The sequence below is a fragment of the Stenotrophomonas muris genome (genome assembly GCF_052751275.1).
On record NZ_CP199879.1, the window covers coordinates 4,210,735 to 4,233,148 of the forward strand.

Genomic DNA, 22,414 nt, shown 5'->3' on the forward strand with positions numbered 1-22,414 from the left:
GTGACCGATGTTTGCCGAACTGATTGCCCGCGCCTGCAGTGGCGCGATCCATGTGGTGACCGGCGCACGCGCGCTGTGGATCGGTTGCGCGCCGTCCAGCGAGCGCCGCGTGTACTACGGCAACCACGCCAGCCATGGTGACTTCGTGCTGATCTGGTCATCGATGCCACCGGCACTGCGGCGCCAGGTGCGCCCGGTGGCCGCGGCCGAGTACTGGCAGCGTGATGGCCTGCGTCGCTACCTGATCGATGCGGTGTTCAACGGTGTTCTGGTCGAGCGCGAGGCCGGCCATCGCCAGCAGGACCCGTTGCAGGTACTGCGCGATGCGGTGGACGAAGACTGCTCGCTGATCCTGTTCCCGGAAGGCACGCGCAATATCGGCGATGAACCGCTGTTGCCGTTCAAGAGCGGCATCTACCACCTGGCGCGGCAACGGCCGGAGCTGGAGTTCGTGCCGGTATGGATCGACAACCTGAAGCGGGTGATGCCGAAGGGGCGGTTCCTGCCGTTGCCGCTGCTGTGCACGGCCACCTTCGGCACGCCGCTGCGGCTGCAGGCCGACGAGGACAAGGCCGCATTCCTGGCCCGCAGCCGGCAGGCGCTGCTGGACCTGGCGCCGAATGGAGGTCGTGCATGAGTTTCGTGCTGGATGTATCTGGCGATCTGGCAACGCAGAGTGTCGGCCAGCAGACCGGCCTGCTGTTTGCCGGCGTCGGCGCGGTGCTGGTGCTGGCCACGCTGGTGGCCGAGACCCTGCGCTGGCGCCAGCGCGGTCAGCCCAGCGCGGTGATCGCCAACCTGGTGTCGCGTATCCGTGCATGGTGGGTGATGGCGATCGTGGTCGGGCTGGCGCTGTTCTTCGGCCGCGCCGGGGTGATCGTGCTGTTCGCGATCATTTCGTTGTTCGCGCTGCGCGAGTTCATCACCCTGGCGCCGACCCGTTCAGGCGACTACTACGCGCTGCTGGCTGCGTTCTACATCGTGCTGCCGTGGCAGTACTACCTGGTGTGGATCGACTGGTACGGCATGTACACGCTGCTGATCCCGGTCTATGCGTTCCTGTTCCTGCCGATCCTGTCGACCATCGGTGGCGATACCACGCACTACCTGGAGCGCACCGCGAAGGTGCAGTGGGGGTTGATGATCTGCGTGTTCTGCATCTCGCACGTGCCGCTGCTGCTGAACCTGCACGTGCCCGGTCACGACCCCTCGCGCAACGTGCTGCTGTTCGCCTTCCTGGTGATCGTGGTGCAGTCCTCGGACGTGTTGCAGTACATCTGGGGCAAGCTGCTGGGCCGGCACCTGATCGCGCCGAAGCTGTCGCCGTCGAAGACGGTGGAGGGCTTCGTGGGTGGCGTGCTGAGCGCCAGCGCGCTTGGGGCGGCGCTGTGGTGGATCACCCCGTTCACGCCGCTGCAGGCGTTCGGCCTGTCGCTGCTGATCAACCTGATGGGATTCTGGGGCGGCCTGGTGATGTCGGCGATCAAGCGCGACCGTGGGATCAAGGACTGGGGCCACATGATCGAGGGCCATGGCGGCATGCTCGACCGGCTCGATTCGGTGTGCTTCGCCGCGCCGGTGTTCTTCCATGTGGTGCGGTACTACTGGAAGGCGGGCGGCGGCGGGTGATCCCGCCGGGGCTGCATCCACGCATGGCGTGGATCTACCGGTAGTGCCGGCCGCTGGCCGGCAACTGCGACATCCTGCCATCGTTCATGGGGTTGCCGGCGAGCGGCCGGCACTACCCGCGCGCGCTCAGGCGCTGATGCCGTATTCCTTCAGTTTCTTGCGCAGGGTGGCGCGGTGGATGCCCAGCATCGCGGCGGCGCGGCTCTGGTTGCCTTCGCAGTGGTTGAGCACTTCCACGAACAGCGGGATTTCCATCTCGCGCAGCACGATCTCGTAGACATCGTCCGCGTCGCAGCCATCAAGATCACGCAGGTAGCGGCGCACGGACTGGGCGACGTGTTCACGCAGCGGTGGCCGGGGAGCGCCACGACTGTTGTCAGGACGAGAGAGGACAGCGTTCAAGGGGGTTCCCGATTCGGTTGGCCCGTGCGCGCGGAGCGCGCGGCCGGACGAGGTGGTGGCGGCCAGTCTAGCGCGAGCGTGCCCGACCTGCCACGGCTGGTCGCCTCTACCCTGGTCAGAGGAAGTCGAAGGTGAATGCGACGGTGGACGCGGCGGGCTCCTGCACGCGGAACGCGATGCGCGCACTCTGGCCCGGTTCCAGCACGGTCGTGGCCGGGCTTTCGCCAAGGTATTGCGCGGGCGTGAACACGCCGCTGCCGATCACCCGGCCATCGGCATCGGACAGTGACAGGCGCAGGTCCGGCCAGGCCTGTGCCCAGCGCGCATCGTTGCGGATGCTGGCCTGCACCTGCAGCACACCGGCCTGGCCGGGCAGGGGGCGGATCTCGCGGCTGGTCATGGTGAACGCGGTCGGCTCGTGCCAGGCCGGCAGGCTGCAGCGCAGCACGCCGCACAGTGCGCCCAGCCAGGTGCGGTTGCCGGCGTCGGCGGCCAGTCGCGCACGATCGGCCAGCACGCTCTGCAGTACCAGCAGCAGTGCCAGCCCGGCGACCAGCACCCAGTGCCAGCGCGGCGTCGGCAGCGCGCGCGGCCGCGAAGTGCCCAGGAAGCTCGGCGCATCGCCGGCCACCGCCTGCGCGGCCGGGACGGCAAGGACGGGTTCGATCACGGGCGCTTCGTCGAGGATGACGGTGTCATCGAGCTGTCGCGTCTCCGCCATCGGCGGCAGCGCCGCGTCGACCGGGTCCCCGGACTTCGCGGCAGGGATGTCATGCGCCGACGGGTCGGGCGTGCGCGCGTCGGTCGCAGGTGCGGCCTCGCCTTCCGACGCGGGGCGCAGGAAGGTGGCCAAAGGGCGGCGCGGCGGGTTCGGCTCGGACATGCTCAGGGCGCGGGCTCGGATCCAGCGGTCATTCAATCACGATCAGGCGCGGCGCGTGCCGGTGATGCGCATCCAGTCGCCATCCTGGGTGGCCTGCAGATCGTCGAACCACGCGGCATAACGCTGCAGCAGTTCGCCTTCCTGGCCCTGCAGGATGCCCGACAGGGCGATGCGACCGCCGGCGGCGACGCGTGCGGCCAGCAGCTCGGCCAGCGCATCCAGCGCCGAGGCAAGGATGTTGGCGACCACGATCGGGTAGGTGGCGACCGGTTCGTCCTGCGGCAGGTACACCTGCATGCGGGCCTGCTCGCCATTGCGCTCGGCATTGTCGGCGGTGGCGACCAGCGCCTGCGGGTCGTTGTCCACGCCGATCGCTTCGGCGGCGCCCAGCTTCAGCGCGGCCAGCGCGAGGATGCCCGAGCCGCAGCCGAAGTCGAGCACGCGCTGGCCCTGCAGCTGGCCGTCCACGGCCAGCTGGTCCAGCCAGCGCAGGCACAGGGCGGTGGTCGGATGGGTGCCCGAGCCGAAGGCCAGGCCCGGGTCCAGCCGCACCACGGCGGCATCGGCGGCCTGTGCAGCGTCCGGCAGTTCATGGTTCCACGGCACGATCCAGGTGCGGCTGCCGAAATCCATCGGCTGGAACTGGTCCAGCCATGCGCGCTCCCAGTCTTCGTCTTCGACGGCGCGGAAGCTGCCATTGCTCCAGTCCAGTTCCGGGTCGAAGGATTCCAGGGCGGCCAGCAGCAGCAGCGCATTGCTGTCGGCGGGGAACAGCGCGCTCAGCACCAGGGTGTCCCACAGCGGCGTTTCCCCCACGCCGGGTTCGAGGATGGCCTGTTCGTTGCTGGTGTCGGCTTCGGCATCAAGCAGGGTCACGGCCAGTGCGCCGACGTCCTCCAGCGCATTTTCATAGCGGGGCTGGGTGGCTTCGGTGCAGCGCAGGGTCAGTTCCAGGAACGGCATGGCGGTGGGGACAGTCGCGGGAAAGGGGGCAATGCTAGACCATCGGGGCGTCTCCGTATTGCCTGAGATGCCGCTTTGAGATGAATGGGGGCAGTTCAGACAGGCCTGCCGGGCCTTGCTAAACTCGGCGCTTTCCTGTGTGCCGTGAACGCTCACCACCGCCGATGGCCTTCGCTCCGACCCTGAAAACCTGGTTGCTCGTGCTGCCGGCGGTGGCCGTGCTGGGCGTGGCCGGGTATCGGGCCAGCGGCCATGCCGCGGGCGTGGCGTCGACGTCGGCGTCGCCGGACCTGCCGCTGGTCATGGCCAGCCGTGACGGCGGAGCGCCGCTGCCGGTGGTGCCGGAAGCATTGGCGCGGCGGCTGGCGGCTTTCGAGCGCGGCAACACGCTGCCGTCGGGCCTGCCGCTGGACCTGCGCGCCGACATCGAAGACGCCAGCGACCTGTATGCCTACGCCCAGCGCCTGCGCGCACAGGCCGACAACGGCAATCACGAGGCGCGCTGGATGCTCAGCCGCGTCTATGACTATTGCGCGCAGTACGCACTGGATCCGGGTGGCTACCGCCTGGACAACAACGTACTGAGCGGGTTGGGCCTGACTGCGGCGCCGGCGATGATCGAGGCACGCGAGCGGGTGGCACAGCGGTGTGGCGGTTTCGTGCCGGGCGACAAGCTGGGCGCGGCGCTGGTGCTGGCCGAACGCCGCAAGGCGGCCGCGCAGGGCAACCTGGCCGCGGAAGCGTCGCTGTTCGCCGAGGGCGAGCCCTTGCATGACAGTGCCGAGTACCGCCGCGACCTGGTCGAGCGCGTGCGCACCTCGCGCGACCCCGAGGCCTACATGGCCATCGCGCCAGCCATGGGCGTGCGTGCGGCCGGTGACCGCGCGCTTGACGGGCTGGTGGCGGGCGAGCAGCTCAGTGAACTTGCATGGCGGCTTGCGGCCTGTGAACTCGGCCTGGCCTGTGGAGCGGACAGCGTGCTGGTCAACAATTTTTGTGCGAACGGAGGGATCTGTTCGCAGGATGGAGCGCAGGATTTCCGGGATTTCGTGTATGACGCTGCGGTATCGCGGCAAGGTGCTGGGAAAATGAAGGAATGGATCAAGCGATTGGTTGGAAAGAGGGACGGGCGATGAATTACCGTCGATTCCTGCATGGGGCCAAGTTCTGGTTCTGGGTGGCGCTGTTCGTGGCCTACTCGGCTGGGGCGGTTGGCCTGCTGATGATCGATACCTACGAGGACCGCTACCGGCATCTGTCGAAGGTGGAGCTGACCACGGTGAAGGCGCAGGAAGACGTGCGCCGCGCCGGTGCCAGCCAGGTCGCTGCGGTCTACCGCGCGCAGAGTGGCATGCCATTCGCTTCACTGCCGGCCGGCAGCACCTTCCAGGTGGTGTGGCCCGATGGTTCCACCGAAACCATGGTGATCGTCGATCCGACCTCGCCCAATGGCGTGCGGCCGCTGGCCCATTCGCAGATTCCGGCCGACGTGGCCGACAAGCGCTGACGTGCTCGCTGTGGAGCCGAGCCCATGCTCGGCTGTGCTTGGCGGCAAGCCGAGCATGGGCCCGGCTCTACAGGAACAGAAAAGGGCGGGGAGATCCCCGCCCTTTTCATGTCCAGCACCTGGCGCCGATCAGGTCAATGCAATCGGCTTGTTCTTGCGCTCGGCCAGGCGCTTTTCCAGGTAGTGGATGTTCTGGCCACCGGCCTGGAAGCCCTTGTCACGCATGATCCGCTGCTGCAGGGCGATGTTGGTCTTGATGCCATCGACCACCATTTCGCTCAGTGCCACCCGCATGCGGGCAATGGCGGTTTCGCGGTCCGGGCCGTGCACGATCAGCTTGCCGATCATCGAGTCGTAGTTCGACGGCACGCGGTAGCCACTGTAGATGTGGGTGTCCACGCGCACGCCGGGGCCACCCGGCGGATGGAAGCCGGTGATGGTGCCCGGGCTCGGCACGAAGGTTTCGGCGTCTTCGGCGTTGATGCGGCACTCGATGGCATGGCCGGTCAGCACCACGTCGCTCTGCTTGATCGACAGCTTCTGGCCGGCGGCGATCTTCAGCTGCTCGGCCACCAGGTCGATGCCGGTGACCATTTCGGTGACCGGATGCTCCACCTGGATGCGGGTGTTCATCTCGATGAAGTAGAAGCGGCCGTCCTCGTACAGGAACTCGAACGTGCCCGCGCCGCGGTAGCCGATGCGGATGCAGGCTTCCACGCAGACCTTGCCGATCTGCTCGCGCTGCTCGGCGGTGATGCCCGGCGCCGGTGCCTCTTCCACCACCTTCTGGTGGCGGCGCTGCATCGAGCAGTCGCGCTCACCGAGGTGGATGGCATTGCCCTGTCCATCGGCCAGCACCTGGATTTCCACGTGGCGCGGATTCTCCAGGAACTTCTCCATGTAGACCTCGCCATTGCCGAACGCGGCCTTGGCCTCGCTCTTGGTGGTTTCGATCGAGGTCTTCAGCGACGCTTCGGCGTGCACCACGCGCATGCCGCGACCACCGCCACCGCCGGCCGCCTTGATGATGACCGGATAACCGATCTCGCGGGCGATCTTGGTGTTGGCGACGATGTCCTCGCCGAGCGGGCCGCCCGAGCCGGGCACGCACGGTACGCCCGCGGCCTTCATCGCGCGGATGGCTTCGACCTTGTCACCCATCATGCGGATGGTGTCGGCCTTGGGGCCGATGAAGATGAAGCCGGATTCTTCCACGCGTTCGGCGAAGTCGGCGTTCTCCGACAGGAAGCCGTAGCCCGGGTGGATGGCCTGGGCATCGGTGACTTCCGCCGCCGCGATCAGGGCCGGGATGTTGAGGTAGCTCTGCGGCGACGGCGCCGGACCGATGCAGACCGACTCGTCGGCCATGGCCACGTGCTTGAGGTTGCGGTCGACCGTGGAGTGCACGGCCACCGTGCGGATGCCGAGGGTATGGCACGCGCGCAGGATGCGCAGCGCGATCTCCCCTCGGTTGGCGATGACGACTTTGTCGAGCATGGCGCGCCCCTCAGCCGATCACGAACAGCGGCTGGTCGAATTCCACCGGCTGGCCGTTCTCGCCGAGGATGGCAACGATGGTGCCGGAGGTGTCGGCTTCGATCGGGTTGAACATCTTCATCGCTTCGATGATGGCCAGGGTTTCGCCTTCCTTGACCTGCTGGCCCACGGTGACGAAGGCCGGCTTGTCCGGGGCGGACGAGGCGTAGAAGGTGCCGACCATCGGCGAGCGCAGCACGTGGCCTTCCGGCAGTGCCGGGCCCGGCTTGGCGCTGCCGCCGGTGGAGGCTTCGGTCGGCGACTGCATCGGCATCGCCTGCGGCGCCGGGGCGGCCGGAGCGGCATACACCGGCGCGGCGACCGGGGCGGCATAGCCGGCCACCGGGGCGCGCGACAGGCGCACCGACTCTTCGCCTTCCTTGATTTCGATTTCAGCCAGGTTCGACTCTTCCAGCAGGTCGATCAGCTTCTTGATTTTGCGGAGATCCATGGTGGCCTCTTTGCTCGTGATGTCAGTGTGGTGGAGAGTGCGGTTGCACTCGGTTCAAAGCAGTTCGTAGAACTCGCGCAGCTGCCGCGTACGGTCGCGCGTCTGGGTGATCAGGCATTGCATCTTCGCGGGGTTGCGCGAGGTGCCGTCTGCATTGAAGGCATACACCGCCTCGCAATCTGCATCGCGCAAGGTGATCCAGATGCGCTGGGCCTTCACCAGCTGCTGTTCGGCCGCCGCGCAGCGGCTGCAGCTGCCATCGGTTGCCTGCGCCTTCAGTTCGCCACGCGCCTGCGCGTAGACGGCGTTCAATGCGCTGTCGGCATCATCCAGGCGATCGGAATCGCACATGTCGCGCTCGTAGCCGCCGCTTGCCTGTGCGCAGTCGATGCCCGCGGCCGCGCGCTCGGCAGCGACACTGGCGCCGCACAGACCGGCCCACAGCAGGATGCCGGCAAGCACACGCGGCGGCATCTTCACGCGCTGGCCGCCTGCACGCGCAGCAGCGCCGCGTCCATCGCGTAGCGGTAGCTGTCTGCACCGAAACCGCATACCACGCCCACTGCCTTGTCACTGAAGTAGCTGTGCTGGCGGAACGGCTCACGGGTATGCGGGTTGGACAGGTGGATCTCGATGAACGGCACCGCCACCGCCGCCAGCGCATCGCGCAGGGCGACCGAGGTGTGGGTGAAGGCGGCGGGGTTGATCAGGATGAAAGCGGTTCCGTCGCTGCGCGCAGCCTGCACGCGGTCCACCAGCACATGCTCGGCGTTGGACTGCAGGCGTTCCACGGTGTGTCCGGCGGCCGATGCCTGGGCAGCCAGGGCCTGGTCGATGTCGGCCAGCGTGGTGTGGCCGTAGACCTCCGGCTCGCGGGTGCCGAGCAGGTTGAGGTTGGGGCCGTGCAGGACCAGCAGCTTCGCCATGGGATCCGGAAGACGGGAAAGGGCGGCAGTCTGGCGGAACCGGCGGATGCTGTCCAGTTCGGCGAAGTTTGCAGCGTTTCAATCGTATGTTTGAAATCTGCCGGAGCGCTTGCGGCCGTATGGCGGGCGCTGGATCAAGGCGCGCTGAACGTGGTGCTGGACGGGGATGCGCGCACGTAGGCCGACGATGCCGGCATCCACGCCATGCGGGGAGACGGGGTCCGGTGGGCAGCACACTGCGCCTCCACATGGAGCTGTCCGGCACCCGGCCGCTCAGATCTCCAGCGGCACCGTCGGCACCACGTTCGGGAACACCTCTTCCAGCGGTTCCGGCTGCCCGGGCTTCGGCGCCGGCCAGTTGTAGGCATTGACCGGCTGCGCGCGGTTCACCCACAACGCGTAATGCAGATGGTCAGCGCGGCCATCGCCGGTATTGGGGTGGATCAGGATGGTCAGGCCCAGGCTGTTGAGCTGCAGCCAGGGCACCAGCACCGGCAGCAGGTCGTTGGTGAAGCCGAAATAGAACGACGGGGTGACGTGCGGCCCGCGTGGCTCAAGGTTCCAGTTGCCCAGCTCCACAGGGAAGCGCTCGGCGGCCCAGCGCCGCAGCAGCGCGGCCTTCTCGAAGCTGTCCTCGTCGAAGTAGATGTGGGCGTGGTAGCTCTTGATGGCGGTGTAGGCACGTGGCCGGGTGGGCAGCGTGGCCTCGCCGGGGCGCACGCTGGCCGGCCGCGGGGTAGGCTCGCTGGCCGTGGCCTGGCCCCATGGGCTGCGGCCCTCGGGCGCCGGCGGAACGATGGCGCGGAAGCCGGGTCGCCCGGGTTCGGTGGTGTTCACGGCGTTGTCGCTGCGCGCGGCTGCGGTGGCAGCCGACGCGCTGGCCAGGCCGCCAGCGGCCAGCCCGGCCGACGCGATCAGGCGACGGCGCGCGGGTGAAAGCAGGTCGGCCCAATGGGCGTCATCGTCGCCGGCGTCGATCAGGGTCTGCGGGTCCGGGTGCATCTGGGGCTCCGTGGGGCACTGTGTGGCAGGCAAGCACGCTCGGGCAGCGTGCACGGTGGTGTCCAATAAGCAGCCGGCATCACCTCATGCACGCTGGTCCACGCCGTGATTGAGTGCCGCCGCAGCGTGGGCTAGGGTGCAGGTCCGCCGCCCGGGAACCCGCCATGACCCCGCTTGATGCCGACACCCAGCGCAAGCGCGCGCGTTTCCGCCAGCTGCATGCGCGAGGTTGTTTCGTGCTGCCCAATCCGTGGGACGTGGGCAGCGCCCGCTACCTGCAGCGGCAGGGCTTCCAGGCACTGGCCACGACCAGTGCCGGCTGCGCCTGGAGTGAAGGGCGGCCGGATGGGGCGGTTTCGCTGCAGGCCACACTGGAACATCTGCGGCTGATGGCGGCCGCGACACCGCTGCCGTTGAACGCCGATTTCGGTGATGGCTTCGGCGCCACGCCACAGGCAGTGGGCGAGGCGGTGGCGGCGGCCATCGACACCGGTATCGCGGCGCTGTCGATTGAGGACGCCAGCGGCGTGGCCGATGCGCCGCTGCGGCCGATCGGGCAGGCGGTCGAGCGACTGTGTGCGGCACGTGCGGCCATCGACCGCGCGGGGGGCGATGTGCTGCTGGTCGCGCGGGCCGAGAATTTCTTCGTTGGCGTGCCGGATCTGCAGGACACCCTGCAGCGCCTGCGCGCCTATGCCGAGGCCGGCGCCGATGTGCTGTATGCACCGGGCATCAGCACGCCCGAACAGATCAGCGCGGTGGTTGCCGCTGCAGGGGCGAAGCCGGTGAACCTGCTGGTCGGTGGACCGACACCGCTGAGCCTGCAGGACATCGCGGCACTCGGCGTGCGACGGGTCAGCCTGGGCGGTGCGCTGGCGCGAGCTGCGTGGGGTGGGCTGATGCAGGCCATCGAGCCGATCTTGCAGGACGGCCGCTTCGATGGCCTGCAGCAGGCGGCTTCGGGCGCGGCGTTGAACGCGCTGTTCCGCTGACACACGCCCAGGCCTGCAATGGATCCAGCCCGGGCGTGGATGGACGCGCGCCTGCGACTACAGCGCTTCCATCCCGCCCCTGGGCAGCGTCACGCCCGGCTCCAGCGCCGGCAGCAGTTGCCGCAGCAGTGCCGGGTTGTCCAGCATCGCCGCGCCGTCCAGATAGCGCCATTGCGTTGTACCGACGCGTCGCACGGCAACCATGAATGACGTGCTGCGCATCGGCGCTTCGCGCACGCGCAGCAGTGACTGGCGCGGTACGAAGCAGACTTCCTCGTCACCGGCCGCATAGGTGCGGCCCGGCACGCCTGCCTCGTCGCTGATGATGCTGACGCCGGCCCTGCGCAGCGCCTTCACGGTGTCGCGGGTCGCCCGCGCATAGGCCTCGTCGCCACCGGCCAGCTGCTTCAGGCTGGGATGGGTACGCGCGATGATCAGCTCGGTATCGCCACGGGCGAAGGCGCCCATCATCGCCTGCACCTCATTGCGCAATGCGGCCGAGTCTTCCGGACTGAGTTCACCGGCCAGCGCGGGCGTAACGTCCATTGCCATCGGCAGGGCCAGCAGAAGGGCAAGCAGATACCGGTGCATCGTCGGGCAGCTCAGTGGGAACCGCCGCACTATACGGTGGATGCGGAAACAGCGTCCCACGCATGGCGCTGGTATCCCGGGCGACACTACTTACTATTGGTAGTTAGTGAACTCCGGACATGCCCCATGCACACCCTCATCGTTACCGCCCACCCTGAACCCGGCGCGTTGACCCATGCCATCGCCAGGCGCATCGGCGAAGCCATCACCGCGTCGGATGCCGCCAACAGCGTGACCCACGCCGATCTGATGGCTGAAGGCTTCGATCCGCGCTTCAACATGCAGGACCAGGCGCTGTTCCGTGGCACCGGCGCGACTCCGGCTGACGTCGCCGCCGAGCAGGCGCGGCTGCAGGCTGCCGACACGCTGGTACTGGTCTATCCCCTGTACTGGTGGTCCTTCCCCGCGCTGCTGAAGGGCTGGATCGATCGTGTGTTCACCCAGGGCTGGGCCTACCAGGACGGCGCCGATGGCAAGGTGCAGAAAAAGCTGCAGCGGTTGGGCGTGCATCTGGTCGGCATCGGCGGGGCTGGCGCGGACATGATCGAACGGCGCGGCTACGGTGCGGCGATGAAGACCCAGATCGACATGGGCATCTTCGACTACTGCGGCGCGCGCGTGCTGTCGTCCGACCTGCTGCTGGACGCCGATTCCGGTGCAGCCGAAGCGCATCTGCAGACCGCGCTGGCGATCGGCCGTAAAATCGGTGCTCCGATGCGCTGACCGCCGTGCTCCACCGATGCCTGCCAACGCCGCTCCCACGCGCCGCCGATTGACCCGCGAGCAACGCGCCCGCCAGTTGCTGGACGTGGCCTGGGCGCTGGTCGGCGACGAAGGCACCGACGCATTGACGCTGGGGCGGCTGGCCGAGGCGGCCGGTGTGACCAAACCGGTGGCCTATGATCACTTCGTGACCCGCAACGGGCTGCTGGCCGCGCTCTACGATGACTATGACGGGCGGCAGACGGTGGTCTTCCACGAGCGTATCGGCCGTGCCAGGGCGCAGCTGGCCGATCGTGCAGCGGCCATCGCCTCCGGCTACATCGACTGCGTCCTCAGCCAGGGCAGTGAAGTGCAGGGCATCCTCGCTGCGCTGGTGGGCGCGCCGGAACTCCATGAAGTGCGTCGGCGCTACCAGCAGGACTTCATCGACAACTGCGACACCTGGCTGGGCCCGTTTGCGGCCGATGGCACGGTCCCCCTGGCCGGACGCTGGGCGATTCTCGGTGCGGCCGAAGCCCTGTCCGAAGCCGTGGCGGCAGGCGCGCTGGACAAGGTCGGCGCCGAGGCCGAGCTGCAGCGCTTGATCGTGGCGACGGTCAAGCGACGCTGATCCGCTCAGGCGTCGGCGGTGGTGTCGTCCAGCGCCGCAAACCCGGCGGCCAGCCGCTCGCGCACAAGGGCATCGCGTGCGTCGCGGATTTCAGCGCCCAGCACCACGGTGATCAGGCGTACCGGCAGGTTCCGCCCGGGCACAGCCCGGCAGGCAGTGGCGGCCAGGCAGAAGCCTGCGGCCTGGGTGTAGCCGGTCTTCAATCCATCCACGCCGTCTTCGCCAAGCAGTGCGTTCTGGTTGCTGCGGCTGAAGCGGCCATGCGCGAACGTGCGCTGCGCGGTGATTGCCAGGATCTGCGGATGGTCATTCAGCAGGCAGGCGGCGAGTACCGCCATGTCGCGCGCGCTGGAGGCATGGTGCGGGGTGGTGATGCCGGACACGCTGGCGAACCGCGTGCTGCGCAGGCCAAGCTGGCGCGCGTGCCAGTTCATGCGGCCCAGGAACGCAGGCTGTGATCCGTCCAGATGGCGTGCGATGGCCAGCGCCGCATCATTGCCGGAGACGATCATCAACCCTTCCAGCAGGCGCGCCAGCGTGACCGTTTCGCCGGGCACCAGGCCCATGCGTGTTTCATCATCGGCTACGGCAAGCACATCCTCGGCGGCGATGGTGACCGCCTGGTCCCACGTGCCACCGTTCTCTTCGACGCATCCGTAAGCGGCGTAGGCGGTCATCAGCTTGGTCAGCGAGGCCGGTTGCCGCGCGATGTCCGCGTTGTGCTGGTGGACCACCGCGAAGGTTGCCGCGTCCAGGGTGATGGACGAGACTGGCAGGTGGGCAGGCGCAGGAGCAGGCATGGTGGCGGTGATGACAGCGACAGCCAGCAAGGATAGTCCGCAGCGGCTGCATGAAGCCGTACTGCCAAAGCCCTGCGGCGCCCACCGCAACGCCCGGTTGCGCCCGGGCTGCAGTGGAGGCAGCCTGCGCACATGCAGTCGCATATCCGCATCGACGGTCGTGTCTTCGCCTACGTCTTCCCCTGTGCGTGGGAGGACTACGCGAAGATCGGCTTTTCACGCGATCCGCTCGGGCGCATCAGCGCATTGCACCGGCGCTGGTTCGAGTTCTTCGACCTTGATGCCGGTACGCTGGTGGAAGCGGAGAGCGAGCGCGATGCGCGTGATCTGGAGCTGCAGCTGCGTTCGCCGTTCAAGGCGCACCGCGCGCCGGCGCCGATGACGGTCCAGGACAAGGCCGGAGGTCGCACCGAATGGGTGCGTGGTGCCAACCAGGCGTTGTCGCTCGCGGTTGATGCGTTGGGCGCACAGGGCTATCGCTGTTTCCAGCTCAAGGCTTGGCTGCAGGCCGCCCAGCGCCTGCGCATGGACCGGCTGCACGACTGGGCGGCGGTGCAGCTACCGGAAGAGGATGGCCTGCGCATGCCCGGTGGCCCCGGCGAGCGCGTGCTGCGTGACACCCTCGACGGTTGCCGGGCGCTGGATATCGACCCAATGCCATGGCTGCCTGAACACGTCCAGCGTTGGTATGCAGGTTGAGCCGTGTTCAACGGCCACGCGGTTGCTGAACCGGCGCGGCCGGTTGCGGCGCACCCGTGGGGGAGCCGGTGGACGGGCAGGCCAGCTGCCGGGCCAGTTCGGCGTTGGCCACGTGGCCCTGCAGGAACAACAGGCTGCCGTAGATGTTCATGAGCGTCCCTCCACTTGAGTGGATTGCACGATACGGGCAGCATGGACGCGGAAAAAGCGACATTTCCGCAAGCATGCCTTGAGAGGAATTCAAGCCTGATGTCCCGTCCGCCCCTTCACGCCCTGCAGGGCTTCGTGGCCGCCGCGCGGCTGGGCAACCTGTCACGCGCAGCGGCGTCGATGAGCCTGACCGTCAGTGCGCTCAGCCATCAGATGCGCCAGCTGGAAGAGCGGCTGGGGCAGCCACTGCTGGTCCGCCAGCCACGCGGCGTCACCCTCACCCTGGAAGGGCAGCGCCTGCTCGACCAGGTCGGCCCGCATCTGGATGCGATCAACGAGGCCTTCCAGCCCTATGCCGCACGCGCCGAGCACGTGCTGACGATCAGCGCGGTACCGTCGATGGCGTCGGCGTGGCTGGTGCCGCGCTTGGGGCACTTCGTTGCCGAGCATCCACAGATCGAGATCAACCTGCAGTCGAGTGAACGCCTGATTGACTTCGAGCGACAGCGCCAGTTCGACGCCGCGCTGCGGCTGGGCAGCGGGCAGTGGCCGGGCCTGGTGGTGGAGCCGCTGTTCGACGAGTGGCTGCTGCCGATGGCCAGCCCGGCGCTGATCGAACGCATGGGAGGGATCGACCGCGTGCCGCTGAACCAGTGGCCGCTGCTGGGGGATCCCGATGGCGCGTGGGGCGCCTGGTTCGCGCTGAGTGGGCAGAACCCGCCGCCGCGCTTCGTGGCGGTGCTGGATGATTCGGAGGCGCATCACCGTGCGGCGCTGGACGGGGTGGGCGTAGCGCTGGGACGGGTGACGCGGGCGCGCCTGCTGCTGGATTCGGGCCAACTGGTGGCGCTGTCCAGCCTGCGACTGAAAACCGCCTGGCCGCATTGGCTGGTCTACCCGCAGCGCTCGGCCCGCCATCGCGGCTTCCTGGCCTTCCGCGACTGGCTGCACGCTCAGGCGGCCGAGCACGTCCGGCACATGGCAGACGCGCATTTATAGCGTCGAGCCATGCTCGACTGCGTGTGTCCGGCAGTCACCGTACCAACGTAACCGCCTGCCCGGCACGGGCGAAGGCTTCGCCCAGCAACGAGCCTGCCTTGATCGCCTCCACTTCCTCGAACAGCGCCTGCAATGCATCGGCCGGGCGCGAGGCCGGCGCCGCGACCGCCTGCTGGATCACGGTGAAACGGTCGGCCAGCACGCGGTGGCCGGGATGCGCCTGCGCCCAGGCGGCCAGCGGCTGGCGCACGCCGGCGGCGGCATCCAGGCGCTGCAGATCGAACAGGGTGATGGCAGCGGCCGACGTCTCGGCCCGCTCGATCATGGCGTGGCGCAGTTCGCGGCTGAGGAACAGGTCGTAGGCGGCGCCACGACCGACCGCGATGCGCAGACCATCGCGGTCCAGGTCGGCCACCTGCTGCGCAGGGCTGTCCTCGCGCACCAGGTAGGTGCCTTCGATCTCCACATAGGGGGCGCTGAAGGCGATGCGGTCGGCGCGCGCCGGATCGATGGCCAGGAAGGCCAGGTCCCAGGCATCCTTGCTGGCTGCAGCGACCACCGCGGCCGCAACGTCGTGGCAGGTGAAGCGTGCCTGCACGCCCATGCGCTGCGCCAATGCCGTGGCCAGTTCCAGTGACGGCCCGCGCGGTGATCGCGCGTCCCCCTGCGCCAGTACTGGATTGCCCAGGTTGATGGCCACGCGCAGGAAGCCCAGCGGTGCCAGCGCACCACGATGATCGGCCAGGGACATGCAGGACTCCGCGGGGAAAGGGCGGTCCAGCATGCCAGTACGGACCTGCAAGGCAGTGTCAGCATCCGGTTATCCTGCGGACATGAACCCCATCCTGCACGTCGAGATACCGGTCACTGACCTGGGCCGGGCCATCACGTTCTACCAGCACTGGCTGCAGGTGGCGGTGGACGAACCGATCCTGCTGCACGACTGCAGGATGGCCTACCTGCCGTTTGCCGATGAGGCCACCGGTGCCAGCATGGCGCTGGTGCGGGGGGCCGACTATCTGCCCTCCGTCCACGGTGCGCGCATCTACATCGGGGTTGATGACCTGGATGCCAGCCTCGAGCGTGCGCTGCAGGCCGGGGCCGAGCTGCGCTTCGGCCCGGCCGATGCCGGTGACTGGCGCGTGGCCGAGATCGCCGACAGCGAAGGCAATCGCATTGCGCTGCAGGCGCGCGTGGTTCTGTAGGGCCGAGCCCATGCTCGGCGGCTGTTGACCCAGCCGCCAACGCTCATCCGAGCATCGGCCCGGCTCTACACCGTGGCCGAGCGTGAGCGCTGCAGCCAGTCGTTGATCGCCGGGTCCAGCCGTGGGTCGTCCGGCAGCTGCATGCCGAAGCGCTGCTGCAACACCTCGCGCACGTCGCCCACATCGCGCAGCGGACGCTTGTCCGGTGCCTGGCCGGGACGGTACTCGGTGTAGTTGCCACTGCCGATGGTGCGTCGCCAGTCCGGCCCGGTCAGGGATGCGCGCAGCTGGCCGGGGAAACTGGAATCGGGATGGGTGCACACGTACCAGTTGCCCACGACGTTGTCGATCGGTGCCGGCGCGTGCAGGTCGAAGCGATACATTGCCCGCCAGCCATCGCCGGACTCGGCGGACAGCACGAAATCCCCCTCGCCGGGCAGGCGCTGCAACAGGAAGCGCTCGTGGGGCGTGGCCTGCGGCTGCGGATCATGCAGCCGCAGCGGCACGGTCGGGGTCAGGCTGCCGAAACCGGCATCCACCAGCCAGTCATCGCCGTCCACCTGCACGCGCAGCAGCAGGTGGGTGCGTGCGGTCAGTTCGCCGTCCTGGGCGGCCAGCAGCACGCGCGCGCTCAACGGCTGTGCATCGAAGCCCAGCGCCTGCAGCAGTGCCAGCAGGCCGCCGTTGAGTTCGAAGCAGTAGCCGCCACGACGGTCGTCGAGCAGCTTGCGCTGCACGCTGTCCAGGTCGATCGGTACTGCATCGCGCAGCAGGCAGCTGAGGGTTTCGAACGGAAGCAGTGCGTTGTGGCGCTGCTGCAGCAGGGTCAGGCCCGCCAGCGTCAGCGGTGGCGGTGCATCCAGCTGCAGGCGTTGCAGGTAGCGGGGGACATCGAGCGTCGTCATGCGCGCGCCGGGCGGGGGAGGGAGATCTACTGTGCTCTCCCAACCGGGGTTGAGGTCAAGCATTGCGCGGGTGTCATCCCCCCGTCGCCTGTGCCGGGTACAAAGGCCGCGTCCGCCAGCAATCGGTGGGAGTGAACCAGGAGCGCCCTAAAGTTGCGCCATTTCCCGCCGATACAGGTGCGTCCTTCCGCCTGGAGCCTGTCATGTCGGCCGTCGTCCCCCACCTCCGGTCCCTGCGCATGCGGCTTGCCGCACTGCGCTCGGCGTCCCCCGGCCTGCTGCTGTGGCTGCAGCCGCATCGGCTCAGTGTGGCCAGCAAGCTCAAGGCGACCCTGTGGGTCTGTGGGCTGGGCCTGATCGCGATCGCCGCCGTCTACGCCTGGACCGGCCATGCCAGCACGCAGGCGGCGCGCAGCCAGGCCAGCTACCAGCACGGCAGCGATCTGGCCGCGAGCGTGGCCACGCGGGTGGCCGAGGCGCGTCGTCTGCAGACCCAGTATGCACGTACTTTCGACGATGCCGACCGCGCGCAGCTGCTGGCGACGCAGAAGGCGCTCCAGGCCGATCTTCAGGCGCTGCGCGCGATGCCGATGGATCCCGGCCGGCGCGAGGCGCTGCAGGCACTGACCGAAGCCGCCGGCGCGTTCTCGCAGGGTGTGGCCGCCCTGTTCGAACGCGTCGATGAGATGGGTCGTGGCGATGCCGGCCTCGCCGCGCAATTGCAGCAGGCCGCCGACGCCCTGCAGGCGCAGGTGGATGCGTTGCAGCGGCCTTCGTTGGCGTTGTCCCTGCAGAAGATGCGCCGCCAGGAGGCACTGCTGCTGCTCGATGGCGACTCCACCCATGCCGACCGTGCGAGCGAAGAAAAGCTGCCGTTCGATCTCGCACTGGTGGGCCTGCCGACCGATGCGCAGGATGCCCTTCGTAACGGCATGGAGGCCTATCAGGCCGCATTGCTGGGCTATACCGCCGCCCGCGTGGGCCTGGATGTAGAGGCGCAATCGCTGCTGGATACCGCCGCCGGCGTGGCGCCGGCGCTGGCCGTCTTCCAGCAGGCCCAGGTGGCGGCGCTGGCCAAGGCACAGGCGCGCCAGCAGGCCGGCGCACGCACCATGAGCGTGCTGTTCGCGGTGACCCTGCTGCTGGTCGCCGGTGTGTTGATCACCAGCCTGGTGCTGGTGCTGCGTGCGGTGCGCCAGCCGATCCAGGACACCCTGCGTTTCGCCAGCGACATCGCCGACGACCGACTCGACACCACCCTGCGCGTCTACAACGCCAACGATGAAATCGGCCAGCTGGCGCAGCGCCTGGTCGACATGCAGCAGCGCCTGCGCGCGCGCATCGAGACCGAGCGTGCCGTGGCGCGCGGCAACACCCGTGTGCGGCAGGCATTGGACAGTGCGCAGACCGGGCTGATGGTGATCGATGCCGAGGGCCAGGTGGCCTACGTCAATCCGGCACTGCTGCAGCAACTCGAGCGCGAGGCCGAAGATCTGGTGGGCAGCGATGCCGTGGGCCTGCATCCGGCGCTGGCCAGCCTGGCCGGCGCGCGCCAGCGCGAGGAGCGCGAGATCGGCCATGCCGGCGTGCGCTACCAGCTGATTGCCAACCCCATCATCGACGAAGGGCAGTTCCTCGGCGTAGCGGTGGAATGGCGCAGTCGTGCGCTGGAGACGCTGCTGGAAACCGAGGTCGCTGCCCTGGTCGATGCTGCAGCACGCGGCGACCTGCATGGCCGTATCGTGCTGGAGGGCAAGCAGGGCTTCGTGCGCACCTTGTCGACCAGCATCAATCGCCTGCTGGCCACCTTTGAAACCAACCTCGGTGACCTGCAGGCACTGCTGGCTGCGCTGGCCCGCGGCGACCTCAGCGTGCGCATGGAGGGGGACCTGCAGGGCGTGTTCGCGCGCATGCGCGACGATGCCAATGCCACCGTCGCGCAGCTGGGCCGCATCGTCACCCGCATCCAGCAGGCCACCTCCAGCCTGGATACCGGCGTTGGCGAGATCGTCGCCGGCCATCACGATCTGTCGCGGCGCACCGAGCAGCAGGCCGCCAACCTGGAAGAGACCGCGGCGTCGATGCAGGAGCTGACCGATACCGTCGGCCGCAACGCCGATGCCGCAGGCCGCGCCGATGCCCTGGTGCAGGGCGCAGCGGCGGTGGCCCAGCGGGGTGGCGAGGCGGTCGGCCAGGTGGTCGCGACCATGCATGGCATCAGCGAAGCCTCGCGACGGATCGGCGACATCACCCAGTTGATCGACGGCATCGCCTTCCAGACCAACATCCTTGCCCTCAATGCGGCGGTGGAAGCGGCGCGTGCCGGCGAGCAGGGCCGCAGCTTCGCCGTGGTGGCCGCCGAAGTGCGCCTGCTGGCGCAGCGCAGTGCCGAGGCGGCCAAGCAGATCAAGGGGCTGATCGAGGATTCGGTGGCGCGTGTCGGCCAGGGCAACCAGCAGGCCGCGCAGGCCGGCACCACGATGGGCGAGATCGTCGGCAGCGTGCAGCAGCTGGCCGAGCTGCTGGCAGGTATCCGCAGTGCGTCGCAGGACCAGCATGCGGGCATCGCACAGGTGAACCAGACCATCGTGCAGATGGAAGCCAGCACCCAGCGCAACGCCAGCCTGGTGGAAGAGGCGGGGGCCTCGACTGCGCAGATGCAGGCGCAGGTGCGTGCCTTGGCAGAAGCCGTGGGCGCGTTCCGCTTGCAGTCGATGCCGCAGGCGCGCGCGGCGGCCTAGTCAGCCGAGCGTGGGCTCGGCGCTACATCGGCTGCACGAACACTGTAGAGCCGAGCCCATGCTCGGCTCACACCAGCGTTCGGCGGCAGGAATCAATACACGTCGCGGCGGTAGCGCCCGTTTTCCAGCAGCGTTTCCACCGCTTCATCACCCAGCGCGGTTCGCAGCACCTGGTCCACGCCTTCGGCCATGCCCTGCAACGACCCACAGACATGGACCACCGCACCACGGTGCATCCAGTCGCGCAGCGCATCGACGGCCGCACGCAGGCGATCCTGCACGTAACCACCCTCGCCATCGCGCGAGAACGCCAGGTCCACCCGCGTGAGATGGCCATTGGCCTGCCAGGCTTCGATCTCGTCGGCGAACAGGAAGTCGTGTGCGCGCTGGCGTTCACCGAACAGCAGCCAGTGCCCGCGCTCGCCTGCGTGGGCAGCTTCGCGCAACAGGCTGCGCAGCCCGGCGATGCCGGTGCCGTTGCCGATCAGCACCATCGGCGCGCCGCTGACGCGATGGAAACCGGGGTTGCGATGCACGCGGGCGACGATGCCGGCACCGATCGGTGCATGCAACGACAGCCAGCCCGAGCCCAACCCGGCGCGACCGGAGGCGTCATGCACCAGCCGCACCACCAGCTCGACCACGCCATCATCCGTGCAGGACGCGATCGAATACTCGCGGCTGGGCAGCAGCGGCAGCCCGGCCAGCCACAGGCAGGCATCCTGCACCGCCAGCGCGGCATCGGCCTCGGGCAGCTCGCGTTCACTGGCCAGCGCCAGCAGCGTGCGCGGATGGCCATCGACCAGCAGGGGCTGCAGCGGATCCAGACCGTGTCCCTTCAGCACGGCACCGGCATGCCGCGCGTTGTGGCGGGGTGCGATGTGCAGGATGTCACCCGCCTGCCACTGCACGTCGGCCGGTGCGGCAAGACGGATACGCCAGATGGCTCCGCCGACGCTGCCCGGGTTGAGGTGGTCGCGGCCGAGCAGGCGCCACTCATGCATCTGCGTAGCCGCAGGCAGCACGCTGTCATCGGTGACGATGCCGGTGAGCGTACCCAGCTGCTGCTGCCATTGGCGCAATGCCGGCACCGAAGCGGCATCGACATCGATGCGCTCGAACAGCGGGCGCGCGCCGTTGCCGATCAGCCAGCCATCGAACTGGCGGCCGAAGCCGCAGTAATGCGGGTACTGGCGGTCGCCCAGCGCGAGCAGGCCGAACTGCAGGCGCGACAGGTCCAGGCGTTGTGCGAGCAGCAGCCGCGCCGCGCGGCGCGTGGCATCCGGTGGCTCGCCGTCGCCGAACGTGCTCAGCACGAGCAGCGCCTGGGAGGTGGCCTGCAGCGTCGCGGCATCGACGCGGGCCAGCGACTGCACCTGCACCGCATGACCGGACGCCTGCAGCTGCGCGGCCGCACGCCACGCCAGTTGTTCGCCCAGTCCGCTCTGGCTGGCATGCACCACCAGCCACGGCGGACCACGGCCATCGGTGGTCGTGGCCGGCAGCGCGCGGCGCAGCCCTCGCGCTGCACGTTGGCTGCGGCGGCGGTCCAGGTACAGCATCCAGCCGGTGATGAAGAACAGGCTCATGCCCAGGCTGCTGAGCATCACCACCACGCGCCCGGGCACACCGAAGTAGCTGCCCGAATGCAGCGCGAACACGCTGGTGGCCAGCTGTCCGCCCGCGCCCTGGCGTGCGTACGGGCGGGCATCGAGCACCGCGCCGCTGGCCGGATCGAGCTGCAGCAGGTCATGCGCACGGTCGTGGTGGCCGCCGCGCTGCGACGGATCACCGGCCATCACCCGCACGTTCAGCGCCTGCCCCGGCTTCTCCGGCAGGCGCAGGTCGATGAAGCCGGTGCGCACGCCGGGTAGCGCGTACAGCGTGGCCTCGATGCGATGGACGTCCAGTGCCGCGTCGGCGGCAACCGTGTGCTTTGCCGCCGGCGCCACACCGAGCAGCGTGTTGGCCGCGTTGCGGTACCAGTCGAACGACCACCACAGGCCGGTCAGCGCACTCATCAGGTAGATCAGCAGCACCCAGGTGCCGACCACCGAGTGCAGGCTCCACAGGAAGCCTCGGCCGCTGCGCGTCCACTCCACCGCCAGCCAGCTGCGCCAGTGCCACCAGCGTCGTGGCCAGCGCAGGTAGAGACCGGACAGGGTGAAGAACAGCAGCGCGATTGCACAGCTGCCGGTGATCCACTTGCCGCGCTCACCGGCAGCGAGGTGGCGATGCAGGTCCTCGACGACGTCGAAGAATGCCTGCCCGCGCAGGGCGCTGAAGCGCTCGCCGCTGTACGGATCGAAGTACACCCAGTGTTCCTTGCCGCCGGCAAAGCGCGCGACCGACGGCCGCTGTCCGGTGGCATCCACGCGCAGGCGTTGCAGGGGGCGCTCGCTGCCAGCCTGCAGCAACGGCACCAGTTCGCTGAGTGCAAGGGGATGCTGGCCGTCCGCATGGTGCTCGGCGATCTCAGCGAAGCCAGGATTGGCCGCGCGCAGCAGCTCGTCCTCGAAGGACAGCATGGCGCCGCTGAGGCCCATCAGGGCCAGGACGGCACCGGCGGTAATGCCCAGCAGCCAATGCAGTTGGAACAGGACGTTCTTGAACATCGAAGGAGAGGGGCCCGGGAGGCTGCCGCCCGCATCCTGCGCAACAGCAAATGAGAATTAGTCGCGGAATTCTCCGCGGCGCCCC

At 68.5% G+C, this 22,414-nt stretch carries 25 protein-coding genes; 11 read left to right on the forward strand and 14 right to left on the reverse strand.

The genetic code is table 11. From position 1 onward, the window contains the following. Positions 1-7 precede the first annotated feature (7 nt). Both ACUVWL_RS19505 and ACUVWL_RS19510 read left to right on the forward strand, forming a co-directional pair. Entirely contained in the window at positions 8-637 is a 630-nt protein-coding gene (locus tag ACUVWL_RS19505) for a lysophospholipid acyltransferase family protein (RefSeq protein ID WP_014648619.1), read from the forward strand. Next, entirely contained in the window at positions 634-1,629 is a 996-nt protein-coding gene (locus ACUVWL_RS19510) for a phosphatidate cytidylyltransferase (protein ID WP_014648618.1), read from the forward strand. The genes ACUVWL_RS19505 and ACUVWL_RS19510 overlap by 4 nt, the downstream gene beginning before the upstream one ends. A 126-nt stretch (positions 1,630-1,755) precedes the next feature. Here ACUVWL_RS19510 and fis read toward each other — a convergent pair whose 3' ends face one another. The 3 genes from fis to prmA all read right to left on the reverse strand — a co-directional run bounded on the left by fis (position 1,756) and on the right by prmA (position 3,877). Further along, complete coding sequence (gene fis / locus ACUVWL_RS19515; protein WP_005419706.1) at positions 1,756-2,031, reverse strand: DNA-binding transcriptional regulator Fis; 276 nt, start codon at positions 2,029-2,031, stop codon at positions 1,756-1,758. 115 nt (positions 2,032-2,146) lie between these two features. Next, positions 2,147-2,914 (reverse strand): DUF3426 domain-containing protein, encoded by a 768-nt coding sequence (locus ACUVWL_RS19520; protein WP_445978674.1) that lies wholly within the window; start codon positions 2,912-2,914, stop codon positions 2,147-2,149. Positions 2,915-2,956: 42 nt separating this feature from the next. Next, positions 2,957-3,877, reverse strand: coding sequence for a 50S ribosomal protein L11 methyltransferase (gene prmA / locus ACUVWL_RS19525; RefSeq protein ID WP_014648616.1), 921 nt, complete (start codon positions 3,875-3,877; stop codon positions 2,957-2,959). Between the two features lie 164 nt (positions 3,878-4,041). Here prmA and ACUVWL_RS19530 point away from each other — a divergent pair, with 164 nt between their 5' ends. After that, entirely contained in the window at positions 4,042-5,013 is a 972-nt protein-coding gene (locus ACUVWL_RS19530) for a hypothetical protein (protein ID WP_049439317.1), read from the forward strand. Further along, positions 5,010-5,384 (forward strand): hypothetical protein, encoded by a 375-nt coding sequence (locus ACUVWL_RS19535; protein WP_032959077.1) that lies wholly within the window; start codon positions 5,010-5,012, stop codon positions 5,382-5,384. The genes ACUVWL_RS19530 and ACUVWL_RS19535 overlap by 4 nt, the downstream gene beginning before the upstream one ends. 129 nt (positions 5,385-5,513) lie before the next feature. Here ACUVWL_RS19535 and accC read toward each other — a convergent pair whose 3' ends face one another. The 5 genes from accC to ACUVWL_RS19560 form a co-directional block, all read right to left on the reverse strand. Beyond that, positions 5,514-6,881 (reverse strand): acetyl-CoA carboxylase biotin carboxylase subunit, encoded by a 1,368-nt coding sequence (accC, locus tag ACUVWL_RS19540; RefSeq protein WP_014648613.1) that lies wholly within the window; start codon positions 6,879-6,881, stop codon positions 5,514-5,516. Between the two features lie 10 nt (positions 6,882-6,891). Next, positions 6,892-7,371: an acetyl-CoA carboxylase biotin carboxyl carrier protein gene (gene accB / locus ACUVWL_RS19545; RefSeq protein WP_005419696.1), complete on the reverse strand. Its 480-nt coding sequence runs from the start codon at positions 7,369-7,371 to the stop codon at positions 6,892-6,894. A 54-nt stretch (positions 7,372-7,425) separates the two neighbouring features. Then, positions 7,426-7,851: a lysozyme inhibitor LprI family protein gene (locus tag ACUVWL_RS19550; RefSeq protein ID WP_032959079.1), complete on the reverse strand. Its 426-nt coding sequence runs from the start codon at positions 7,849-7,851 to the stop codon at positions 7,426-7,428. Further along, complete coding sequence (gene aroQ, locus ACUVWL_RS19555) at positions 7,848-8,297, reverse strand: type II 3-dehydroquinate dehydratase (RefSeq protein WP_032959080.1); 450 nt, start codon at positions 8,295-8,297, stop codon at positions 7,848-7,850. The genes ACUVWL_RS19550 and aroQ overlap by 4 nt, the downstream gene beginning before the upstream one ends. Positions 8,298-8,570: 273 nt before the next feature. Continuing rightward, a complete protein-coding gene (locus tag ACUVWL_RS19560; protein ID WP_014648610.1) occupies positions 8,571-9,299 on the reverse strand; it encodes a DOPA 4,5-dioxygenase family protein in 729 nt (242 codons plus the stop codon). Between the two features lie 164 nt (positions 9,300-9,463). Between ACUVWL_RS19560 and ACUVWL_RS19565 the strand changes: the two genes are divergently transcribed. Then, entirely contained in the window at positions 9,464-10,291 is an 828-nt protein-coding gene (locus tag ACUVWL_RS19565) for an isocitrate lyase/PEP mutase family protein (RefSeq protein ID WP_032959081.1), read from the forward strand. Between the two features lie 57 nt (positions 10,292-10,348). On the opposite strand, the gene ACUVWL_RS19570 is transcribed toward ACUVWL_RS19565, so the two are convergent. Further along, positions 10,349-10,882, reverse strand: a complete 534-nt coding sequence (locus ACUVWL_RS19570) for a hypothetical protein (protein ID WP_134809360.1) — start codon at positions 10,880-10,882, stop codon at positions 10,349-10,351. Positions 10,883-11,008: 126 nt separating this feature from the next. Here ACUVWL_RS19570 and ACUVWL_RS19575 point away from each other — a divergent pair, with 126 nt between their 5' ends. Continuing rightward, a complete protein-coding gene (locus ACUVWL_RS19575; protein ID WP_049407909.1) occupies positions 11,009-11,605 on the forward strand; it encodes an NAD(P)H-dependent oxidoreductase in 597 nt (198 codons plus the stop codon). 16 nt (positions 11,606-11,621) lie between these two features. After that, positions 11,622-12,215: a TetR/AcrR family transcriptional regulator gene (locus tag ACUVWL_RS19580; protein WP_049439310.1), complete on the forward strand. Its 594-nt coding sequence runs from the start codon at positions 11,622-11,624 to the stop codon at positions 12,213-12,215. Between the two features lie 5 nt (positions 12,216-12,220). Here ACUVWL_RS19580 and ACUVWL_RS19585 read toward each other — a convergent pair whose 3' ends face one another. Further along, positions 12,221-13,015, reverse strand: a complete 795-nt coding sequence (locus ACUVWL_RS19585; protein WP_445979177.1) for a D-alanyl-D-alanine carboxypeptidase family protein — start codon at positions 13,013-13,015, stop codon at positions 12,221-12,223. A gap of 132 nt (positions 13,016-13,147) precedes the next feature. Here ACUVWL_RS19585 and ACUVWL_RS19590 point away from each other — a divergent pair, with 132 nt between their 5' ends. Then, the gene (locus tag ACUVWL_RS19590) at positions 13,148-13,714 is read left to right on the forward strand and encodes a GIY-YIG nuclease family protein (RefSeq protein ID WP_049439308.1); all 567 of its coding nucleotides are present in this window, start codon (positions 13,148-13,150) and stop codon (positions 13,712-13,714) included. Between the two features lie 7 nt (positions 13,715-13,721). Here the strand turns inward: ACUVWL_RS19590 and ACUVWL_RS19595 are convergent, their stop codons facing one another. Further along, positions 13,722-13,865 carry a hypothetical protein gene (locus tag ACUVWL_RS19595; protein WP_169411611.1) on the reverse strand — a complete coding sequence of 48 codons (144 nt, stop codon included), beginning with the start codon at positions 13,863-13,865 and terminating at the stop codon, positions 13,722-13,724. A 98-nt stretch (positions 13,866-13,963) separates the two neighbouring features. Here ACUVWL_RS19595 and ACUVWL_RS19600 point away from each other — a divergent pair, with 98 nt between their 5' ends. Then, on the forward strand, positions 13,964-14,863 hold the full coding sequence (locus tag ACUVWL_RS19600) for a LysR substrate-binding domain-containing protein (RefSeq protein WP_032959086.1): 900 nt from the start codon (positions 13,964-13,966) through the stop codon (positions 14,861-14,863). 34 nt (positions 14,864-14,897) lie between these two features. Here ACUVWL_RS19600 and ACUVWL_RS19605 read toward each other — a convergent pair whose 3' ends face one another. Continuing rightward, complete coding sequence (locus tag ACUVWL_RS19605) at positions 14,898-15,614, reverse strand: transporter substrate-binding domain-containing protein (protein WP_445978675.1); 717 nt, start codon at positions 15,612-15,614, stop codon at positions 14,898-14,900. Between the two features lie 82 nt (positions 15,615-15,696). Between ACUVWL_RS19605 and ACUVWL_RS19610 the strand changes: the two genes are divergently transcribed. After that, positions 15,697-16,068, forward strand: a complete 372-nt coding sequence (locus ACUVWL_RS19610; RefSeq protein WP_014648601.1) for a VOC family protein — start codon at positions 15,697-15,699, stop codon at positions 16,066-16,068. A 65-nt stretch (positions 16,069-16,133) separates the two neighbouring features. Here the strand turns inward: ACUVWL_RS19610 and ACUVWL_RS19615 are convergent, their stop codons facing one another. After that, positions 16,134-16,973, reverse strand: a complete 840-nt coding sequence (locus tag ACUVWL_RS19615) for an arylamine N-acetyltransferase family protein (RefSeq protein ID WP_049439306.1) — start codon at positions 16,971-16,973, stop codon at positions 16,134-16,136. A gap of 203 nt (positions 16,974-17,176) precedes the next feature. Between ACUVWL_RS19615 and ACUVWL_RS19620 the strand changes: the two genes are divergently transcribed. After that, entirely contained in the window at positions 17,177-19,714 is a 2,538-nt protein-coding gene (locus ACUVWL_RS19620) for a methyl-accepting chemotaxis protein (RefSeq protein ID WP_445978676.1), read from the forward strand. 92 nt (positions 19,715-19,806) lie between these two features. Here the strand turns inward: ACUVWL_RS19620 and ACUVWL_RS19625 are convergent, their stop codons facing one another. Then, positions 19,807-22,329, reverse strand: a complete 2,523-nt coding sequence (locus tag ACUVWL_RS19625) for a PepSY domain-containing protein (RefSeq protein ID WP_445978677.1) — start codon at positions 22,327-22,329, stop codon at positions 19,807-19,809. Positions 22,330-22,414 lie beyond the last annotated feature (85 nt).

Bases quoted from the DNA above. Each gene is read 5' to 3' on its own strand.
- ACUVWL_RS19585 (WP_445979177.1), bottom strand. From the start codon at position 13,015: ATGCCTGCTCCTGCGCCTGCCCACCTGCCAGTCTCGTCCATCACCCTG.
- prmA (WP_014648616.1), bottom strand. From the start codon at position 3,877: ATGCCGTTCCTGGAACTGACCCTGCGCTGCACCGAAGCCACCCAGCCC.
- ACUVWL_RS19610 (WP_014648601.1), top strand. From the start codon at position 15,697: ATGAACCCCATCCTGCACGTCGAGATACCGGTCACTGACCTGGGCCGG.
- ACUVWL_RS19620 (WP_445978676.1), top strand. From the start codon at position 17,177: ATGTCGGCCGTCGTCCCCCACCTCCGGTCCCTGCGCATGCGGCTTGCC.
- ACUVWL_RS19615 (WP_049439306.1), bottom strand. From the start codon at position 16,973: ATGACGACGCTCGATGTCCCCCGCTACCTGCAACGCCTGCAGCTGGAT.
- ACUVWL_RS19570 (WP_134809360.1), bottom strand. From the start codon at position 10,882: ATGCACCGGTATCTGCTTGCCCTTCTGCTGGCCCTGCCGATGGCAATG.
- ACUVWL_RS19580 (WP_049439310.1), top strand. From the start codon at position 11,622: ATGCCTGCCAACGCCGCTCCCACGCGCCGCCGATTGACCCGCGAGCAA.
- ACUVWL_RS19505 (WP_014648619.1), top strand. From the start codon at position 8: ATGTTTGCCGAACTGATTGCCCGCGCCTGCAGTGGCGCGATCCATGTG.
- ACUVWL_RS19625 (WP_445978677.1), bottom strand. From the start codon at position 22,329: ATGTTCAAGAACGTCCTGTTCCAACTGCATTGGCTGCTGGGCATTACC.
- ACUVWL_RS19565 (WP_032959081.1), top strand. From the start codon at position 9,464: ATGACCCCGCTTGATGCCGACACCCAGCGCAAGCGCGCGCGTTTCCGC.
- ACUVWL_RS19600 (WP_032959086.1), top strand. From the start codon at position 13,964: ATGTCCCGTCCGCCCCTTCACGCCCTGCAGGGCTTCGTGGCCGCCGCG.
- ACUVWL_RS19590 (WP_049439308.1), top strand. From the start codon at position 13,148: ATGCAGTCGCATATCCGCATCGACGGTCGTGTCTTCGCCTACGTCTTC.
- ACUVWL_RS19510 (WP_014648618.1), top strand. From the start codon at position 634: ATGAGTTTCGTGCTGGATGTATCTGGCGATCTGGCAACGCAGAGTGTC.
- aroQ (WP_032959080.1), bottom strand. From the start codon at position 8,297: ATGGCGAAGCTGCTGGTCCTGCACGGCCCCAACCTCAACCTGCTCGGC.
- ACUVWL_RS19605 (WP_445978675.1), bottom strand. From the start codon at position 15,614: ATGTCCCTGGCCGATCATCGTGGTGCGCTGGCACCGCTGGGCTTCCTG.
- accB (WP_005419696.1), bottom strand. From the start codon at position 7,371: ATGGATCTCCGCAAAATCAAGAAGCTGATCGACCTGCTGGAAGAGTCG.
- ACUVWL_RS19520 (WP_445978674.1), bottom strand. From the start codon at position 2,914: ATGTCCGAGCCGAACCCGCCGCGCCGCCCTTTGGCCACCTTCCTGCGC.
- ACUVWL_RS19560 (WP_014648610.1), bottom strand. From the start codon at position 9,299: ATGCACCCGGACCCGCAGACCCTGATCGACGCCGGCGACGATGACGCC.
- ACUVWL_RS19530 (WP_049439317.1), top strand. From the start codon at position 4,042: ATGGCCTTCGCTCCGACCCTGAAAACCTGGTTGCTCGTGCTGCCGGCG.
- ACUVWL_RS19575 (WP_049407909.1), top strand. From the start codon at position 11,009: ATGCACACCCTCATCGTTACCGCCCACCCTGAACCCGGCGCGTTGACC.
- ACUVWL_RS19535 (WP_032959077.1), top strand. From the start codon at position 5,010: ATGAATTACCGTCGATTCCTGCATGGGGCCAAGTTCTGGTTCTGGGTG.
- ACUVWL_RS19595 (WP_169411611.1), bottom strand. From the start codon at position 13,865: ATGAACATCTACGGCAGCCTGTTGTTCCTGCAGGGCCACGTGGCCAAC.
- accC (WP_014648613.1), bottom strand. From the start codon at position 6,881: ATGCTCGACAAAGTCGTCATCGCCAACCGAGGGGAGATCGCGCTGCGC.